General features: G+C 35.3%; 15 protein-coding genes and 1 tRNA gene. 7 read left to right on the top strand and 9 right to left on the bottom strand.

From position 1 onward, the window contains the following. Positions 1–167 precede the first annotated feature (167 nt). Entirely contained in the window at positions 168–455 is a 288-nt protein-coding gene (locus G525_RS0111405; protein WP_027126296.1) for a helix-turn-helix transcriptional regulator, read from the bottom strand. A 376-nt stretch (positions 456–831) separates the two neighbouring features. Between G525_RS0111405 and G525_RS0111400 the strand changes: the two genes are divergently transcribed. Further along, positions 832–1668 carry a GIY-YIG nuclease family protein gene (locus tag G525_RS0111400; protein WP_027126295.1) on the top strand — a complete coding sequence of 279 codons (837 nt, stop codon included), beginning with the start codon at positions 832–834 and terminating at the stop codon, positions 1666–1668. Between the two features lie 10 nt (positions 1669–1678). Here G525_RS0111400 and G525_RS0111395 read toward each other — a convergent pair whose 3' ends face one another. From G525_RS0111395 to mce, 4 genes are all read right to left on the bottom strand, one after another. Further along, positions 1679–2356 (bottom strand): hypothetical protein, encoded by a 678-nt coding sequence (locus G525_RS0111395; RefSeq protein WP_027126294.1) that lies wholly within the window; start codon positions 2354–2356, stop codon positions 1679–1681. Between the two features lie 19 nt (positions 2357–2375). Continuing rightward, on the bottom strand, positions 2376–3563 hold the full coding sequence (locus G525_RS0111390) for a site-specific integrase (protein ID WP_027126293.1): 1188 nt from the start codon (positions 3561–3563) through the stop codon (positions 2376–2378). 284 nt (positions 3564–3847) lie between these two features. Next, positions 3848–3921, bottom strand: a tRNA-Ile gene (locus tag G525_RS0111380). Positions 3922–3970: 49 nt separating this feature from the next. Further along, a complete protein-coding gene (gene mce / locus G525_RS0111375; protein ID WP_027126292.1) occupies positions 3971–4375 on the bottom strand; it encodes a methylmalonyl-CoA epimerase in 405 nt (134 codons plus the stop codon). Positions 4376–4683: 308 nt separating this feature from the next. On the opposite strand from mce, the gene rbfA reads away from it, so the two are divergent. Beyond that, the gene (gene rbfA, locus G525_RS0111370) at positions 4684–5079 is read left to right on the top strand and encodes a 30S ribosome-binding factor RbfA (protein WP_027126291.1); all 396 of its coding nucleotides are present in this window, start codon (positions 4684–4686) and stop codon (positions 5077–5079) included. Then, positions 5080–6282 (top strand): ABC transporter permease, encoded by a 1203-nt coding sequence (locus tag G525_RS0111365; RefSeq protein WP_027126290.1) that lies wholly within the window; start codon positions 5080–5082, stop codon positions 6280–6282. A 244-nt stretch (positions 6283–6526) separates the two neighbouring features. Here G525_RS0111365 and dusB read toward each other — a convergent pair whose 3' ends face one another. Then, positions 6527–7519: a tRNA dihydrouridine synthase DusB gene (gene dusB, locus G525_RS0111360; protein WP_027126289.1), complete on the bottom strand. Its 993-nt coding sequence runs from the start codon at positions 7517–7519 to the stop codon at positions 6527–6529. 287 nt (positions 7520–7806) lie between these two features. After that, positions 7807–9033 (bottom strand): M20/M25/M40 family metallo-hydrolase, encoded by a 1227-nt coding sequence (locus G525_RS0111355; RefSeq protein ID WP_027126288.1) that lies wholly within the window; start codon positions 9031–9033, stop codon positions 7807–7809. A 303-nt stretch (positions 9034–9336) separates the two neighbouring features. Between G525_RS0111355 and G525_RS0111345 the strand changes: the two genes are divergently transcribed. After that, entirely contained in the window at positions 9337–10440 is a 1104-nt protein-coding gene (locus G525_RS0111345; RefSeq protein WP_027126287.1) for a TolB family protein, read from the top strand. A gap of 16 nt (positions 10441–10456) precedes the next feature. Here the strand turns inward: G525_RS0111345 and G525_RS0111340 are convergent, their stop codons facing one another. Continuing rightward, entirely contained in the window at positions 10457–12883 is a 2427-nt protein-coding gene (locus G525_RS0111340) for an outer membrane beta-barrel family protein (RefSeq protein WP_245577780.1), read from the bottom strand. A gap of 147 nt (positions 12884–13030) precedes the next feature. Here G525_RS0111340 and lepA point away from each other — a divergent pair, with 147 nt between their 5' ends. From lepA to G525_RS0111325, 3 genes are all read left to right on the top strand, one after another. Then, complete coding sequence (lepA, locus tag G525_RS0111335) at positions 13031–14827, top strand: translation elongation factor 4 (RefSeq protein WP_027126285.1); 1797 nt, start codon at positions 13031–13033, stop codon at positions 14825–14827. A 497-nt stretch (positions 14828–15324) separates the two neighbouring features. Beyond that, positions 15325–16728, top strand: a complete 1404-nt coding sequence (locus G525_RS0111330) for a glycogen synthase (RefSeq protein ID WP_027126284.1) — start codon at positions 15325–15327, stop codon at positions 16726–16728. Between the two features lie 2 nt (positions 16729–16730). Then, positions 16731–17993 carry a glucose-1-phosphate adenylyltransferase gene (locus tag G525_RS0111325; RefSeq protein ID WP_027126283.1) on the top strand — a complete coding sequence of 421 codons (1263 nt, stop codon included), beginning with the start codon at positions 16731–16733 and terminating at the stop codon, positions 17991–17993. Between the two features lie 79 nt (positions 17994–18072). Here the strand turns inward: G525_RS0111325 and G525_RS22390 are convergent, their stop codons facing one another. Continuing rightward, positions 18073–18210, bottom strand: a complete 138-nt coding sequence (locus G525_RS22390) for a hypothetical protein (protein ID WP_169514437.1) — start codon at positions 18208–18210, stop codon at positions 18073–18075. Positions 18211–18310: the final 100 nt, after the last annotated feature.

Below are 18310 nucleotides of genomic sequence, written 5' to 3'. Positions count from 1 at the left end.
ATTGATTAACAGGTTTAATTTTAAAAGATGAAGTGTCTTTTAAAATTGATTTTTTATCACTCATAACATCTAAGAATTTTATTTTAAGAATGTTATGCTTATATTTACGTCTTGAATGAAAAGTATAAGCTAACAATTATACATGCAAAAAGTGTTGATCTCGTAAATCAACACTTTTTTGTTTTTCCCATTATATCGTCTATCTCAGACTGTTTAATGTACCCTCTAGTTCCTTTACCGAGTTTCACCTCCTGCAACAAGCCTTCTTCAATATAACGATCAAGTGTAGTACGACCTATTTTTAGGATATTCATGACTTCCTTTTTAGTAAGGAACTCCTTACTATCAATTGAAACTAATCTTGAAACCTTCTCATGCAATACATCTAATGTATTCATGACCTTCTCCCACTCCTGTTTAGAAACTGAGATTGTTTTAATTTGAACTTCGCTCATACGTAATAAATTATTTTATTATTCCTTATTTTTAATAAAAACTCCCCAAGAGTATTTATTCTTCACAAATTAACATTCAATTTCGGTAATAAACAAATTTTCTATTCCCTATATTTATTTTTTTTTTTAAGACGGCACGAAAAAAAAAATTTACATCAGTAAATGGAGTATTTAAGACAAAAATAATATGTAGCCTCTCATTACTGAATTTTGTATATTTAACAACAAGGCCCTGCCCTAATGATATCTACAGAGTGGTAAAGTATTACAATACTTATTAAAAGTAAATTTGTTTGAGGTTAATTAATAGAAGATATTGATATTTCCCGCCCATGTTTATACTTAAGAAATCCTAAACACAAATTATAGCAATACGATGATTTTTACTTTTGGAAAATACAAAGATTACGAAGTTGATTTTGTAATTGAGAATAATAGAAGGTACTGCGAGTGGATTCACAAAAAAATAAAAAATAAAGAAAAACACAAGGAATTATATTCTGAGATTATTCAAAAATTATCACAGACTGAGGATAATAAATCTGAGAATCCTAATGTAATGGCATTTGGTAAATTTGAAGGAATTAAGATTGATGATTTTATTTTTAATGAAAAATCTTATTGCAAATGGTTGTTGACTAAAGAGTCTTTTAAATTAGAATATCCAGCAACTTATAAGGTTTTACAACAATATTATACTGTCGTTCACGAGGAAAATGCTTCCAAAGTTATATTTCTATATCTCTTGACCTTTTACGATAAAAACTATCTAAAAATTGGAAAGACAAGTAATTTTATAGTGAAAAGAATTTATAGTTATACCAATTGTTCGACTTTCTATTTTAATCACATAATAGATTTCAAAAAATCTTATGTTTATATGACTAATGATATAGAAATCGAGAATAGAATCCTGAAAACCTTCAAAGACCAAAGAATAGATAAAAAGACAGAAAGAATTTGCACACCTATTGAAAATATTGAGAATTATCTAAAGCTTCAACAAAAAAATAATCTCAATTTCTACTATTCAAAAAAGTGTTTACATAGCTTCCTACCTTTTGACAACGGAAAAGAGTTTAGCCAGTGTATCAATCTGAAGATTAATGAATTTGTTAGATTTAGAAAAAACTATGAAAGGCGTTTAAAGGAACTAAGTTTATTTTCAGATTATGACCCAATTTTTAATGAAATAAGACAGTTTAAAAATTAGTGCAATAGGTTTAATTATCCACTAAGGATGGATTAATAGAAGTACTGTATAATTTCACAATCTTATCTATAAATTTAAAGTGTGACTGTCCATAGATTTTAAGAAAAGTATCTTTGATATCAGTATGAAGCCAATTAAACATGCAAAAAACGGAAGGCGATTTCTCATTAAATGTCACGCTGGAATTGTAACTATCTATGATGAGTTTCAAGTTTTTATTTTCTATAAAACCTGAAGGAACTAATGAGTTGAAAGTAATGGATTCAACCATTCCATTTAAGAACGGTATAGGGAATTTGCTTGTAGAAAAAAGATAATCTCTCAATTCAACCTTATATAACTCCAGTGCTTCCTGATCCTCGAACTCATCAACATGGGTATGAATATAAAGGCTTACCAACACACTTAAAGGGTTGCACAAATAGAAGGCATCAGAATTAAAATTAGCAAAGGAATAGTTATGAAATCTATTATATAAATAATTAATGACTTCCTTTTCTAGATCAATTTCCTTTTTATAATCTTTAAGCTCATCTTCATCGGTTAAATATTCAACTAGAAAACTTTTAATCCGATGGTTATTTTTACCTATTGTAAATCTAAAATATACCGGATATGCGTCTACTGAACCTACTTTTTTAGGCTTAAGTCTTTTATTTAAATAATATTTTGGTTTTATAATTTTCATTAACTATTCATAATATCCATCAGTCACCAAAATTAATACCTTTCAAATCATTAACAATAGTCATATCTAAAACTTTTGCATACAACTGTGTAGTTTCAATTTTATCATGACCTAATATCTTTTGAACTGTGGATATTGGCACGCTATGGTAAATAAGATTGGTTGCACAAGTATGTCTCGCAACATGGAATGTCAATTTTTTTCGAGATTTCAACTCAATCTCAATTTCTTTCAACGCTTTATTAATTTCTGTATTGGTAAAATCGTCAAACAGATATTTCTTAGTTCCTTTATATTTCTCAAAGATTTTGACCGGCTTTGAAGAAAACATTTTTGAAATAGGAAGCTTAATTTCTTTTTGGGTTGTAGCATCACTTTTTATTTCAGATTTCTTCATTTTAAATTTCAACCAGCGTATTTGATTTTCTTCATAAAAATTATCTTCTGTAAACATCACAATGTCACTAAACCGAGCGCCACTATAACAGCTCATTAAAAAGATGTCTTTTACCTTCTGTAGTCTAAGGTCAGAATCAAAATTAAGTCTCTCTAATCGCTCTAATTCTACCGGACTTAAAAAATCCCGAGTACCATCAACTTGTCTTAATTTGAATTTCTTAAATGGATAATCATTTATTTTTATTAAATCCAAAACGATGGCTCTATTCACATAAGTTCTTATATTCTTGAAATATTTATAGACTGTATTAACACCAAAATCCAGTCGGTCAAGATATCGTTCAAAATCCATAAGGAATGCTACATTCACATCCTCTATACCTAATTCTTTTTTAAACTCTTTCATTACGGAAAGCGTCCTTCTATGGGTTTTCTTAGTAGATTCTTTGAGTATTGATTTTTCAATTTCATCCTTCATAAAATCATAAAAGGAACTGTAGAGTTTGAAATCTCTTACATCCTCCATTTTAGATAAGGAAATCTGTTCTCCTTTCTCTTTTTTGTATTTAATGACCTCTTTAATCTTCCTTACAGCATTTTCTAATTGATCATTCAACAAATCGTAATCATTATGATTATTGTTGACTTTTAACCTTTTTAAATCCCACTGGTTTGGCTTTATATAAATTTTTGAAGAAAAGTATTTGCGTCTTCCTTTGTGATAAGCGCAAATTTGAATTAAAGCTTCTCCGTTTTTATTTAATTTATTTTTTCTGTTGAACACTAACGAAAAATGAATCTCACTCATAGCCGTAATTATTTAAAAGTTTCAGCTAAACTATAAGAGCTACTATTTATAAACAACGGATTTGCAATTCACTACAAAAAATGGGGAAAAATAGTGTGTTATGGGGAACTAACGAAATACGAAGAAAACAAGAAATCGAAAATTATGATACCCAAATTTGGGCTGGTATCAAACGAGTATCAAAAACATAGTAAATAACGGGGAATTGAAAATGTCGAATTATACGTAACGTACTGATACAAGATATATTAAATAAAAAAAGCACTCTAATTGAGTGCTTTTAGTGGTCCCACCTGGGCTCGAACCAGGGACCACCTGATTATGAGTCAGGTGCTCTAACCAGCTGAGCTATAGGACCGGTTAAGAGGATGCAATATTACTACTAATTTTAAAATCTTACAACAATTTTATGGCTTTATGTCTTGACATAATTCAATCAAAACACCATTGGTACTTTTGGGATGCAAAAATGCGACCAACTTATTGTCGGCACCTTTTTTAGGAATTTTGTTGAGGATGGTAAATCCTTCAGCTTCCAAGCGCTTGAGCTCCGCTTCAATATCATCAACGGCAAAGGCGATATGGTGAATCCCCTCCCCTTTCTTTTCAATGAATTTCGCAATCGGACTGTCTGCTGACGTGGCTTCCAACAATTCAATTTTGTTAGGGCCATTCTCGAAAAATGAGGTGCGTACGCCTTCACTCTCCACAGCTTCTATCTTGTAATGGGGTTTCCCAAAAAGTGCAGCAAACAAATCGTTAGACACCTCTAAATCTTTAACTGCAATGCCTATGTGTTCTATTTTTTTCATAATCGTACCCGCGAAGGCGGGAACCTCTTTAAATTACAACTTATCAACTTCTAACCGACCGCAGACGAGTATCTACATTCCCAGGAAGGTGGGAACCTTATGCATTCCCACGAAAGTGGCAATCTTATTATTATCATTCCAAAGCCAAATCTAATCCACCCCAAGTGGCGCCAACGCAACTTTGTATCCCCAAAAATACAATAATCCTTAAATATGCTCTATTTTTGCAGTTGATAAGCCGCTATTTGGCTTTTAATTACTAATTTAAGTCATGGGATGCTTATCCCGATTTATAAAAATAACAAATTTTGGAAGAAAGTCATAGACAGAAAAAAATAGCGGGAATTTTGCAGGAAGACTTAGTTGACGTACTGCAAGGTGCTGCTACAAAAGGCGGCATGCGCGGCATCATCATTTCAGTAAGTAAGGTGAGCGTTACGGCTGATTTATCTTTGGCCAAGGTATATTTGAGCATTTTCCCTAACAAGGAAGGGGCAGAACTATTAGTTGGCATACGTTCAAATACGCCTTTGATTCGTCATGAATTGGCACAACGCACCAGACATCAATTGCGTAGAATGCCTAATTTGGAATTCTTTATAGATGATTCTTTAGAATATATTGAGCGCATTGATAAGTCATTAAAAGGTGAAGAAAATCCTATTAAGGATGCTGATTTACTGGATAAACGTAAAAAGAAGTAATTGAACTTTTCGCTTTACATCGCTAAGCGCTACCTCTTTACCAAAAGCAGCAATAATGCCATCAATATTATGACCATTATTGCCGCTTCAGGTGTTGTAGTTGCTGCTGCAGCGTTGTTTATTGTGCTTTCAGGATTTGCCGGGTTAAAAGATTTTAGCCTTGAGTTTTCTTCTTTTGTAGATCCTGATCTTAAAATTCTTCCTGCCCAAGGCAAATCATTTTTACTCACTGAAAAAGATGCTACGGCCTTAGCAAATATTGATGGCATTGTCTCTTATTCAAAGATCATTGAAGAACGCATCATCATTGAGTTTGACAACAAAAATTTATTGGCCTCACTAAAAGGGGTGGACCAAAATTATTTGAAGGTCACCAGCATCGATTCTATGATCATCCGAGGACAATGGTTTGAAAAAGGCAGTGGCCAATTGGTCTCTGGTTGGGGAATTGCCCACAACCTCTCTTTTGGCGTTTTGGATTATGGAAAAACACTCCGCGTTTATGTGCCTAAACCTGGTGTTGGCCAAATCACTTCAATTAAAGGCGCATTCAATTCATTGAATATGGTCAATATTGGTGTTTTTGACATCAATGAAGAGTTGAACGGTACTTATGTGTATACCGATATTGTCAATGCACGGTATTTGATGGATTATGAAAACAACCAAGTCAATAGCATCGAATTAAAACTTGACACCAATGCGTATGAAAACGGCATCAAAAAAGCCATTATAGATAATTTTGATGGTGATGTGATTATCAAAAACAGAGCACAATTAAATGATTCGCTCTATAAAATGCTGAATACGGAAAATTTAGTGGTCTATCTTATTTTTACTCTGGTCATCATTATTGCCTTATTTAACGTGATTGGCGCGTTGATCATGATGATTTTGGATAAAAAAGAGTCTTTGCACACGCTTTATAATATTGGGGCGACGACTAAAGACATCCGTCGTGTGTTTTTCCTTCAGGGAAGTTTGATGACTGTTCTTGGTGGATTATTAGGCGTTGCAATAGGTTTTATACTTGTAGTGCTGCAACAAAACTTTGCTTTGGTGATGATCACGCCTTCACTTCCCTACCCTGTGAAAATTCAAAGTTTGAATGTTGTATTGGTTTTGGTAACCATTGCTGTTTTGGGTTTGATTGCTTCCAAAATTGCCTCCAGCAGGATCAATGAAAAATTGATGAAGAATTAATAGTATTCCCCGCTCTGTATTTACAGGGTTCAGGGTTTATAAAATCTAAACTTATTTGATGAACAAGGCCTTGTTGGATTTAAAAAACTTTCCCACTTAGATTGTAACACAATCGACAGTAGAGTTCTTTAGAGGTTTAAAATTAAATCTTCAAAAAAATCATTCGTGTATTCATGGCAACTTTTCTCACCAACCAAATAACTATTCTCCCAACTCCGATCTTCCTGCTTCTAGCTTCTAGTTCCTAAACAAAATCGTAACCAGAAAATGCCCCAAGCACCTCATCAAAAGCGGCAAATACATCAGCAGCTTGATCGCTCGTGACCATTTTTGTGCGGTATTCCTTAAAATTTGGAATGCCCTTAAAGTAATTTGTATAATGGCGTCGGGTTTCAAAAACACCTAACTTTTCACCTTTCCAATCGATGGCCATTTGAAGATGTCGTCTTGCGGCATCGACACGCTCTTCCAAAGAAATAGGGTCCAAATGTTCACCTGTGTTAAAAAAATGTTTGACTTGTTTAAAAAACCAAGGATTTCCAATGCTGGCACGACCAATCATACACCCGTCCAACCCATAGACATCACGCATTTCCATGGCTTTTTCAGGAGTATCCACGTCGCCATTTCCAAAAACTGGAATATGCATTCGCGGATTATTCTTGACTTCGGCTATTGGCCGCCAATCTGCACTACCCTTATACATTTGGGCACGAGTGCGTCCGTGGATAGAAATTGCCTTACAGCCTACATCCTGTAAACGCTCTGCCACTTCAAGAATTCTGATAGAATCATGATCCCAACCCAAACGGGTTTTGACGGTAATGGGCAAATTAGTGCGCTTTACCATTTCTGCCGTTAATTTCTCCATGAGACATACGTCTTTCAGGATGCCTGCACCTGCCCCTTTGCTCACAACCTTCTTAACCGGACAGCCAAAATTGATATCAATAATATCAGGGTTGGATTTTTCGACGATGTCAATGGTTTGCAACATGCTTTCCAAATTGGCGCCAAAAATTTGAATACCGACAGGGCGTTCCTTTTCATAGATATCCAATTTCATGCGGCTTTTTGCAGCATCCCTGATCAAGCCTTCACTGGAAATGAATTCCGTATAGACCACATCAGCGCCTTGTTCCTTGCACAATGCTCTAAATGGTGGATCACTCACATCTTCCATAGGTGCCAAAAGTAATGGGAAATCAGGGAGTTCTATGTCGCCTATTTTTATCACGGTAGAGATTTTGATGCAAAATTAGGTTTTTTTCTGCAAATGAAGTTGGTAAAGAAATAGATGTCTACAATTAAAATAATCTCATGCGTCTGGTTGTTGGCAAAAGAAGTCCTTTACGCCCTACACACAATTGTCTTTGAATCTGGATAAGCACAGAAATAACCAAAGACATTTTAATCGGGACTTCCTTCTTAAATTTTATTATAGGCATATATAACTAATGGATTTCAACTCTATTTAGGCGGGATTGAAGTTCCCTCCTTCTGGAAGGATTTAGGATGGGCCCATTAAAACTCGAGATCAGCCTCAATTTTTTCGCCATTTCTATCCACAATTACTTTGGTTTGATCGCCTTTATCAAAAACCGAAAGGGCACGCATATACCCATATATATCAATAATGGTACTATCTCCCAATTTTTGAACGATATCTCCTTTTAGCAATCCTGCATTGGCAGCTGGTGTATCTTCTCTAAGACCATCAATTCGCATACCTTTTCCATCGAATAAATAATCAGGAACAACACCTAGGCCCACTTTAAATCGTGCGGACTCTGAAGTCTCATCCTTCGTTTTTCTGAACGCCAATTTTCCGCTATGATCCAATTCTGTAATCACATCAAAAATATAATCTGAAATAAGTTCCATCCCTTCATAATTCAATTTATCAGAATCGTCACTAGGTTTATGATAATCTTCATGCTGGCCTGTGAAAAAGTGAAGTACCGGAATGTCATTCAAATAAAATGAAGTATGGTCTGAAGGGCCAACTCCAGACTCATCCTTAATCAGTTTAAAGCCTTTGTTAGCAGCGTGCAATACTTGCTTAAAACGCGGTGAGGTTCCTGTTCCGTAAACAGCTAAAGTACTGTCTGGTTTTAAACGTCCCACCATGTCCATATTAATCATATAGTTGGCAGTTTTAATATCAAATGTAGGATGTTTCACAAAATAATTACTGCCCAACAAACCCATTTCTTCTCCAGAAAAAGCCATAAACAGATAATTGTTCTTTGCGTTGGCTTTTTTCAATTTCGCTACCAAATTGAGCATTACTGCCACGCCACTTGCATTGTCATCTGCACCATTATGGATAGCTTTGTCTTTTTCACGATATAAGGAACCTTCGCCACCATAACCCAAATGATCATAGTGCGCCCCAATAATAATGGTATGTTCCGCTTTGTTATCAATATAACCCAACACGTTAGTTCCGGTAATGGTGCTGTCAGTAGACTTAGCACCAAATGAAACCTCACTGTGCGGATCTGTTTTTGGTTTGAAGCTAAAACGTTGCAAATAGCCTTCTGTTCCTTTTGGCTGCAGTCCCAGTGCCTTGAAACGTTCTGAAATATAAGCCGCTGCTTCTTGCTCACCCTTTGTTCCCGTCTCTCTACCTTCATAGCCATCAGAAGCCAATACGGTAATATCGTCTTTCATGCTTATTTCTTTGACATTTTCTTGTTTACAAGAAGTGATCAAGACTAAAATAATCAGTGCTATTATGAATTTCATTGTTATATATGTTAATTTTGTATAAAATTAGGTAATAATTGCCATTTCATTAGTAAAACTTAAAACTTATAGGCAACCTACATAAGATTTTTACGGATGTGCCGATAACTTTTTTGCATACTTCGGAAATTTGGCAGGCTATTGGCGAACAACATCGAAGGTCTTTTTCGGAATGGCAGGAAGTTACACTTGCAATCCTTAATGGATTACTTGTAGAAACTGTATTAACTGATTTCCAAAAACTTATAAGTGACTTATTATAAATTAACTACGTTTAGAAATCCTAAAATCAAACCTTATTTTATGAAACACATTTTTTTTATAGTATTAATTTCCTTAGCAACGATCTCTTGTAAAGACGAAAAGAAATCAACATCAAAGACAACGGAAAACCATGAAAAAACCTCTTCAGATTCACTCATCTACCCGGAAGAAAAGCATTTTAAATCCTTAAAACAGATCACCTTTGGTGGCGATAATGCTGAGGCGTATTGGAGTTTTGACGATGAGCAATTGGTTTTTCAATCCAATAACACCAATTGGAACGTCAGTTGTGACCAAATGTTCTTGATGAATGTTGACGACACTTTTAAAGATAAAATACCACCTATGCTCAGCACCGGAAAAGGCAGGACCACTTGTGCATATTTCTTACCAGACAATACACATATTATTTACGCGTCCACACATTTAGGTAATGATGAATGTCCAGAAACACCTTTGAAAAAAGACGGAAAATATATTTGGCCAATTTATGATTCCTACGATATTTTTGTGGCTGATTTAGAAGGTCATATTACCGCACAATTGACCAACGAAAAAGGCTATGATGCAGAAGCCACGGTTTCTCCTAAAGGTGATAAAATCGTATTTACATCCACGAGAAACGGCGATTTAGATTTGTATACCATGAATATTGACGGTACTGATGTTAAACAGATTACTTTTGAATTGGGGTATGATGGCGGCGCATTCTTTTCTCCTGATGGCACAAAACTTATCTTCCGTTCTTCACGTCCAAAAACTGAGGAAGAAATTGCTGAATACAAAAGCTTGCTAATAGAAGGCTTGGTGCAGCCAACGGAAATGGAACTGTATATTTGTAATGCAGACGGCAGCGATTTAAGACAGTTGACCAACCTTGGAAATGCCAATTGGAGTCCGTTTTTCTTGCCCGATGGACAACAAATCATCTTCTCATCAAACTTTGAGGCAGAGCGTGGTTTCCCTTTTAACTTATACATTATTGGGATTGATGGCAAAGGCCTTGAGCGCGTTACCCACAGTGAAACTTTTGACGCTTTTCCTGTATTTTCTAACGATGGTAAAAAATTAATTTTCTCTTCAAACAGAAACAACGGCGGTGGCCATGATACCAATTTGTTTATAGCGGAATGGCAAGATTAAGAATATGGATACGGAATTAGTTTCCCGATTTATTTAAGCGCTCGGTTTCTTGATGAGACTTTATCCGCTGGTTGGAAACTAAATTGGTGTTTCCAAATTTGTATCTAAACCCTATTTTGATGGTTCGAGTATCCTGATCAAAAAAAGTGGTGCTATCCTGATTTAAATAGCGTGATCTGATTCCCACATCCTCCATATTGAATAAGTCTGAAATAGATAAAGAGACTGTTGCTTTATTTTTTAAGATCGTTTTAGAAATTGACAAATAAGAAATTACCTGGTGGTCGATTTCGCTAAACCCATAAAGATTCTTGCTATTATAAATTAACGAGAAATTTGCTTTTAAACTTCGGTCTTTTAAAAAAGTAAAATCATTGATGAATTCCGTGTAGTTGGACCATAAATGTCTTTCATAATTTACACCATCAACCATCCCTTCGGCCTTGATATTATAAAAAGACGTGACAAAATACACCGACCAATTTTCAATAAGATCAAAATAGGTAATAAAATCAAACCCAAACTCGGTTGTTTTCTTAAGATTTAAGGGCGTATAAGTTATGGTATTGCTAACATTATCTTGAAGTGTCAACTCAAAGATCTTATCGTCTGAATTTTTATAATACGCTTCAATAGTATAAACGCCTCTGCCCAAAGATGTCCCCAAAACAGCCTTATTGACAAGAACTGGACGTAAGTTTGGATTTCCCGCAACTATGGTAACATCATTCAAATAAAATTGAAACGGATTTAAATCTTTATAATCCGGACGTTCAATACTCCGTTTGTAATTGGTATATAAAGAAAAATTCTCTGAAAAATCATAATTGACGCTCGCTGTAGGAAACCATTCTAAATAATCCTGGGTGTTGGTAATATTATCATAAATGGAATACCCCTCAATTTTGGTTTTTTCTACCCTTAAACCTGACACCAAACTTAGCTTGTCCCAATCTTTAGAAAAGTTGACATATCCGGCATAAATGGTTTCATCATAGTCAAACGCATCGGTATTATTTAGATTTGTAATTTCTACTCCATTTTCAATATCAAACTGTATAATATCACTACCATTCTGTACATTTGATCCTTTAACGCCCAGTTCCAAAGCTGAAGAATGATCTAAAGGTAAGGCATAATCTACTTTTATGGTATAGATTTTAGTGTCCTGATGGTTGTCTGTCCTGAATTGTGTAGTCTCCAAAAAACTAGCATCATTTGCAAAATAATTACTTTTTACATTTTGATTCCTATTGTAATCAAAAGTGGTATAATGCGCATTTGCAGAGAGTTTCTCTCCCGATTTTTCAAATTTGTGGACATAATCAAGATCAAAACCTAAATTATACTTATCATCTTCGGATAAATTATTGGCATCAAAATAATAATCCAAATTCTCATTGGAATCAAACACATTGGTGTTATTCTTTATTCTATAATCAAAATAGGGCAATACCAATATATTTGAAGATAAACTCAAAGTGTTTTTTTCATTGATGTCATAGTCAAAATTAAAACTAAAATTATGTGTGCGTGACCATGTGTTCCTGTTGGTGTTGGATTTAAATATTTGTTCAATACTATTGTTATTGTCTAGATAATTAATCTCATCCTCTTGGTATCTATTTATTTTATCATGAGCATAAGAATAGTTCGCAAAAAAATTGATTTTCTCATTCTTAAAAAAGTGACTCATTCCGGCGTCATAACGCGGAAATACACCTTGAGTAAAGTTGGTAAAAACATTCCCACTATATCCTGTCGCAAGATTTTTGCTCATGATGATATTCAGAACGACACCACTTGAGGCGTCATATTTTGCCGATGGATTGGTTATCACTTCCACTGATTTTATTGCGTTTGCAGAGGAACTTTCCAACAATTGAACCAACTCTTCACTGCTCAGATGCACTTTTTTATCGTTGATATAAACCGTAGGTTTTGTGTTTTTTACTTGAATACTATTATCCATAACCAAAACACCTGGGGTACTTTTAAGTAAGTCAAATATATTTCCCTCTATCAAAGCCGTGTTTTCAACGTTAAAGACCAAACGATCAGGCTCTTTTTTTAGGGTTGGTTTCTTATGTGAAATATTAATTTCGTCCAACTCTTCAGAGGATTCTTGAAGAATTAGGATCCCCAAGTCAGTAGGTTTATTAATCAAAACAGATTGGTAAAAATCCGTAAAACCCATATAACTTAATTTGATCAAATACGTATCTGAAACTAATTTATCGAGCATAAAAAAGCCTTTATCATCAGTAGAAACCCCGCTCACAAGAGTAGAATCCTGCACTTTCATTAAAATAACATTGGCAAATATAACGGGCCGATTATGAGCATCACGGACAGCCCCAGAAACCGAATATTCCTGTGAGAAACCTAATGTAGCGGAGAAAATAACAGCAAAAAACAGAAGGTTATTTATGGGGCTTTTCAAATTGAATTTATTTAGTAGTGCAATATATAAATTGTTTTAGACTTTCTTTTACGGTAAAACCGTACTAATTAAGGTTTTTAGACGCATAAAAAACATCCAAAAGCTTAATAAATCAGTTATATTTGCAAATTAGTTAGCCCTTTTTTTATGAAGAACATTAGAAATTTCTGTATTATAGCGCATATTGATCATGGTAAAAGTACACTTGCTGATCGATTATTGGACTTTACAGGTTCAGTAACTGAACGCGAGAAACAAAACCAACTTCTCGATAGTATGGATCTTGAACGCGAACGTGGTATTACCATCAAGTCTCATGCCATACAAATGGATTACATTTATAAAGGTGAGAAATATGTTCTCAATCTTATCGATACACCTGGGCATGTCGATTTTTCTTATGAAGTTTCTAGATCTATTGCAGCCTGTGAAGGCGCTTTGTTAATTGTGGACGCTGCGCAAAGTATTCAGGCGCAAACCATTTCTAATTTGTATTTGGCCTTAGAGAATGATTTGGAAATTATTCCAATTTTAAACAAGGTCGATTTGCCAAGTGCCAATCCTGAAGAAGTTACTGACGATATTGTAGAATTATTGGGTTGTAAACCGGAAGATGTTATTCACGCCAGTGGAAAAACAGGTTTTGGGGTAGACAAAATTCTAGAAGCAGTGATAGAACGTATTCCAGCACCAAAAGGTGATGTTGATGCGCCATTGCAAGCCTTAATTTTTGATTCGGTATACAACACGTTTAGGGGTATTGAGACCTATTTTAGAGTATTTAACGGTGAAATAAAGAAAGGACAAAAAATTAAATTTGTCGCTACTGATAAAGAGTATTATGCAGATGAAGTGGGCACATTAAAACTGACTCAAATTCCAAAACAAAGCGTCAAAGCGGGAGACGTTGGCTATTTGATTACTGGTATCAAAACTGCGAAAGAAGTAAAAGTGGGAGATACCATCACAGATTTTGCAAAGCCAACCACAAATATTGTTGAAGGTTTTGAAGACGTAAAACCCATGGTTTTTGCCGGAATTTATCCAGTTGATACTGATGATTTTGAGGAATTGAGGAGCTCCATGGAAAAATTGCAGCTCAATGATGCTTCTTTAGTGTTCCTTCCTGAAAGTTCAGCAGCTTTGGGATTTGGATTCCGTTGTGGTTTCTTAGGAATGCTTCATATGGAAATTATCCAAGAGCGTTTAGAGCGTGAGTTTGATATGACGGTCATTACAACAGTACCTAACGTATCTTATAACGCATACACCAATAAAAATCCCGAGGTTCCATTTACCGTAAACAACCCTTCAGATCTTCCCGATCCTTCCACCATTAATCGTGTTGAAGAGCCTTACATTAAAGCTACCATTATCACAAAATCTGATTTTGTGGGTAATGTGATGTCTCTTTGTATTGAAAAGAGAGGGATTGTAGTAAACCAAACCTATTTGACACCAGAACGGGTTGAACTTACTTTTGAAATGCCGTTGGCTGAAATTGTCTTTGATTTCTACGACCGATTAAAAACAGTTTCTAAAGGCTATGCATCTTTTGATTACCATCCTATTGGGATGAAAACGTCTAAATTGGTACGCTTGGACATTTTATTGAATTCTCAACCTGTAGATGCACTTTCGGCATTGATTCATGCGGATAATGCACAAACTATCGGTAAGAAAATGTGTGAGAAGTTAAGAGAATTGATTCCACGTCAGCAATTTGATATTCCTATTCAGGCAGCTATTGGTGCCAAGATTATTTCCAGAGAAACTATTAAAGCCCTGCGAAAGGATGTTACCGCAAAATGTTATGGAGGTGATATTTCTCGTAAACGTAAACTTCTTGAAAAACAGAAGAAAGGTAAAAAACGTATGCGTTTAGTGGGGAATGTTGAAATTCCACAACAAGCATTTATGGCCGTATTGAAACTGAATGATTAATCAAATAATAATTTCTGCCTAGGCAGGAACCTCATAATTGATAATATTTGTAGGCTTTAGACAACTTCTATTTTAGTGTAACTGCTTCAGGCGAGCTACGTTAAATCTAAAAGTTTCATGATTATATAGAACTAAGAGGAAACAGCAGAAACTACCTAATTTATAGGCCATCCGATTCTTGTTGGCTTCGTCGAGCTTCATTATGTATTTTAGCATTCCATAATCCTAAAAAGAGCAGGATGGTCTGCTTTTATATGGAACTTTCCAGTGGATAAGTGATAAGCAAGCTCTATAAGCCACCAAAACTAATATTTCTTTTCTCAAGTGTGAATGGCGCAATAATATTCCTAAATCATTCGAAAAATCCTATCAAACCAAGGTCAAACTAATAAATTCGACAAATTTTACTGGTTTTTAAGTGCCTTTAATTTTATTTTTTTATAAGTAGTAATATGCTCAAATATTTTGTAGTTTTAAAGAACTTATAAAACTAACCAATGAACATATTCCACATTAGTGCTGAGTGTTATCCTATTGCCAAAGTTGGAGGACTTGGTGATGTGGTGGGCGCGCTTCCAAAATATCAGAATAAATTGGGTGAGACCAGCAGTGTCATCATGCCCTTTTATAATAACAAATTTACAACTTCCAATAAATTCAAAAAAGTATTTAGCGGACGCTTCAATTTGGGAATAACTTTTGACTTTGACATCCTCACGCTTCAAGAAAACACACTAGGCTATGAGCTTTATTTAGTTCATATCCCAGGATTATTATATACTGAATATGTATATTCTTCAAATGATACGGAACGTTTCTTAGGGTTTCAAATAGCCTTATTGGACTGGGTGGTACAACTAAAGCAACAGCCTGATATTGTGCATTGCCATGACCATCATACAGGATTGATTCCCTTTATGATGTCTCAATCCTATGCCTACCATAAGTTAAGAACCACACCAACAGTTGTGACCATTCATAACGGACAGTATCAAGGATGGTTCAGTCATAACAAAATTCACCTGATCCCGCCATTTGACTTTTCAAAAGCAGGATTATTAGATTGGAAACATCTCATCAATCCGTTGGCTTCTGCCATAAAATGTGCTTGGAAAGTGACTACAGTGTCTCCTAATTATATGGAGGAGCTCAAACATGCCGCTAATGGTCTAGAAGATTTACTGCGCTATGAAAGTGGTAAATGTGTTGGAATTTTAAATGGTATTGATGATAAAGTTTGGGATCCAGCTACCGATGATAGCTTAATTAAAAATTATACACTAAAAACCGTCACGGCTGGCAAAAAAGCCAATAAAGAATGGCTTTGTAAAGAATTTAATCTCAATCCAGAATTGCCTTTATTTGCGTTTATTGGTCGATTAGTTGGTGAAAAGGGTGCCGATTTACTACCTGATATCTTTGGGAATTCTCTCGTGCATAAAAACCTTTCCATAATGATGTTGGGTTCTGGTGATTCTTCAGTAGAACATCAGTTAGACCAGCTGAAATACCGTTATCCAGGGTATTATAACACCTACATTGGCTATAACGAACGATTGGCACATATTGTCTACGCTGCCGCAGACTTTCTGGTTATGCCATCGCGAGTGGAGCCTTGTGGCCTGAACCAAATGTACGCCTTGCGCTACGGTACCGTTCCTATTGTCGATAAAGTTGGCGGATTGAAAGATACCGTTCAAGATTTTGACGATAACGGATTTGGAATTTTACACGATGGCGCCACCGTACACGAGGGTAGTTTTGCAATCCATCGCGCCATTAATTTTTACAATGACACTGATAGATTCAAAAAGAATCGTAACTTAATCATGAAAATTGATCATTCCTGGGATTCATCGGCCCAAGCATATATTAATCTCTATAATTCATTAATTCTATAACTATGTACCACGACAATGTAATTTCTATCATCTTAGGTGGTGGACAAGGTTCCCGACTTTATCCACTAACAAAATCACGTTCAAAACCAGCTGTTCCTATCGCAGGAAAATATAGATTGGTGGATATCCCTATTTCCAACTGTATCAATTCAGAAATCAAACGCATGTTCGTTCTCACGCAGTTTAACTCTGCTTCGTTGAACAAACATATTAAAAACACCTATAATTTTAGTTTTTTCAGTCAAGCGTTTGTGGATGTTCTAGCTGCTGAACAAACCATGACAAGTGATGCTTGGTTTCAGGGTACGGCAGATGCTGTACGCCAGAATATGCACCACTTTTTAAATCATGACTTTGAGTATGCCTTAATTTTATCTGGAGACCAATTATATCAGATGGATTTTAACAAGATGTTGGACGCGCATGTGGCCAACAATGCTGAAATAACCATTGCTACCCTACCTGTCGTTGAAAAGGAAGCGACTTCTTTTGGTATTTTAAAAACAGATGAAAATAGTATCATTACGTCGTTTATAGAAAAACCGGATGCCAGTTTGCTACCTGATTGGACTTCAGAAGTTAGTAATGAAATGAAAGCCCAAGGACGTAATCATTTGGCCTCAATGGGTATTTATATTTTTAACAAGCAACTGCTTATTGACCTTATGAATAATCCGGATACCAATGATTTTGGTAAGGAAATTATTCCGCAATCCATTGATAAGCATAAAACCTTAAGCTATCAATTTGAAGGCTATTGGACAGATATCGGAAATATTGATTCTTTTTTTGAAGCCAACTTAGGGCTTACGGACGAGATTCCTCAATTTGATTTGTTCAACAATAAAAATCGTATCTACACCAGGGCACGGATGTTGCCAACCACAAAAATAAGCGGAACGACTCTAAATAAATCGGTTATTGCTGAAGGTTGTATTATAAATGCCGCAAAAATAGATCATTCCGTAATTGGTATTCGGGCCAGAATAGGCCATGAATCAACCATTATAAACACTTATATGATGGGCAGTGATCGTTATCAAACACTTGATGAACTGACATCCACATCAGAGATTCCAATGGGAATTGGCCAGCGTTGTTTTATTAAAAACGCTATTATTGATAAAAACTGTCGTGTTGGAAATGATGTAAGAATCAACGGTGACGCTAGTATCGAAGATACTGAAACCGATACTTACGCCATAAGAGATGGTATTGTAGTGGTCAAAAAGGGGGCGATAATTCCAAACGGTACGGTAATTTGAAATGCGTACCAAACGTGCTGGTGTTGCCGAAAGTGATAAATACTCTATAAATCCTGTTAAGGAGCTAATAAAACCGCTTCTAAACAGGATTTTTATCTTTATGATTATTTAGGCTCACCCACTCATCAGCTTCTAGTTGGAGATTGATCGTAAAATTTTGGTAGTGGACTTCAACGGTGCCAACACTGGTTGCTGTAATTTTTGTAAATGGAATCAAAATGTTGTTCTGCTTTTTAAGATTGCTGTGATAGGTTATTTCATTTCCTCCACTTTCAGTAACAAATTAATTGATGTCGCTTTTTACCCGCTACTATTTG

The organism is Gelidibacter mesophilus DSM 14095 (assembly GCF_000423005.1).
Taxonomy (GTDB): Bacteria; Bacteroidota; Bacteroidia; order Flavobacteriales; family Flavobacteriaceae; genus Gelidibacter; species Gelidibacter mesophilus.
The sequence above is the reverse complement of the archived record's forward strand: the minus strand, read 5'-3'. Positions and strand labels throughout refer to the sequence as shown.